The sequence below is a fragment of the Priestia aryabhattai B8W22 genome, from assembly GCF_000956595.1.
GTDB lineage: Bacteria > Bacillota > Bacilli > Bacillales > Bacillaceae_H > Priestia > Priestia aryabhattai.
Genome location: NZ_JYOO01000067.1, coordinates 1 through 1,650, shown reverse-complemented (window position 1 = coordinate 1,650; position 1,650 = coordinate 1). Strand labels below are relative to the sequence as shown.

Annotated in this window: 2 protein-coding genes; one reads left to right on the top strand and one right to left on the bottom strand. The window is 29.7% G+C overall.

What is annotated here, in order from left to right; genetic code table 11:
• The first annotated feature begins 252 nt into the window (after positions 1-252).
• Entirely contained in the window at positions 253-453 is a 201-nt protein-coding gene (locus tag N178_RS25400; protein WP_045295640.1) for a hypothetical protein, read from the top strand.
• Positions 454-864: 411 nt separating this feature from the next.
• On the opposite strand, the gene N178_RS25395 is transcribed toward N178_RS25400, so the two are convergent.
• Complete coding sequence (locus N178_RS25395; protein ID WP_237758612.1) at positions 865-1,440, bottom strand: MEDS domain-containing protein; 576 nt, start codon at positions 1,438-1,440, stop codon at positions 865-867.
• Positions 1,441-1,650: the final 210 nt, after the last annotated feature.

Genomic DNA, 1,650 nt, shown 5'->3' with positions numbered 1-1,650 from the left:
TTTTTTGTAAGGGTTTGTTCATACGTATTCGAAGTATGAAACATTCATAGATTATCACGTTCTGTAATTAGGGGCTATTTTTAATATGTTGCTATATATACAAAATAAAAGAGCAACCTCTGCAGTGGACGGGAGGTTGCTTAAAAATAGGGTTACGTTGAAATTTGTAAAAAATAGTCTGAATTTTAATATATCATATTTGTATACAAAATCAATTATTTGAAACGTTCTGCATATGTATAAAAGGATTATGTGTCAAAAGAAGAGTTAGATAAGGCGAATGAGCAGCTTCATGAATTAAGAAAAGAGAATAAGACATTGAAAGCCTGGAAGGAAAAAGCCTTGAATTGGATTGATAAGAATGTGGAGAAAATGAAACAGATTTCGTTTTTTCAACATGTTGGGGGAATTCACAAGCGTAATAAGCGTAGGGATCAAGAAATAGAAAGATAATAAAATTAATATGCAATTTATCTAAGAACAGCAAGCATAAGAGCAATCTGTGTGACTAGCATCTCTTTTAGACTAGAATCAGTACATGTAGAGTGTTGATCCATTAAAAATAATAGTTCTCTGTTGAATAAGAAAAATTCATTTCTGGTTAACATAATATTTTTCCTCCTTTTTCAACATTTTTTATTAGCATAAAAAAGCTATCTAATTTCTATGAGCATTGGCTTTACATAGAAATTAGATAGCTTTTTAAAAGAGTTCAAATGTATAACAAATAAAGAAAAGATAACTGCAAATTAATAATATCATCTTATTTCTATAAAGAGTACATTTTTCCGTTGTAAGGTCAAAGCATTGTTAGATCTAAAAGGAGAAATAAAAAACGCTTAAGTAATCATACTCATTGTTTTTTTATTTCACATCAGTTGATGATGGGTATTGTTCAGAGAGAATTAAATCATCTTCTAAAAGAATATAAGGGTGTGTTTCCATTAAAATATTTCTCAGGTATTCTGGCATTCTCTCACTTTTATATGCACAAATTAATGGAAATGATAGTTGATTTACAGCATTATCTGCTATCTTTTCAAAATCTTCGATTATATGCAGAGGATCTTCCATACTACTCCATTCTACATGTGCCCATGATCTAAAAGAAATTCCTTTTTCTAAGTAAGGTTGTACGGTTTTATTAAAGTAATCGAGAATTGCAGGTGGATGATAACTACCGCTTGAATAATAGAAATCGAAATTGTTAATACGGTTTATCATTTTCATTTGATCTGTGGTCAATAGTGTTTTTAGTTCGTTATGAATGAAAGGATATAAACGGTCATTTTCAATAAGAATAATGCAATTTCCAGCAAAAATTCCATTTTGGATATAATTAACAGCTTGTCTTATATAATCTTCTGACTCGTTATAGGAATACAGTACATGAACACTCTTTTGGTCTTCAAACAACTGATTCATTTTATTTTTGCACACATAATCCCTTCTTTCCTCTATCTCTCTAATTATACTTGGATTATGTAAATTGAATACAGTGGTAAATTTTTTATTTATACTTTATCAGAGCGTAACATATGAATAAAAGGTACGTTTTTTATACATCTATTTGTCACTCAGCCCGAGGCCAAACGTTGATAAATCAACGATGTATAAAAAGCTGCATAAAGTATATTGACGTCCTAGATT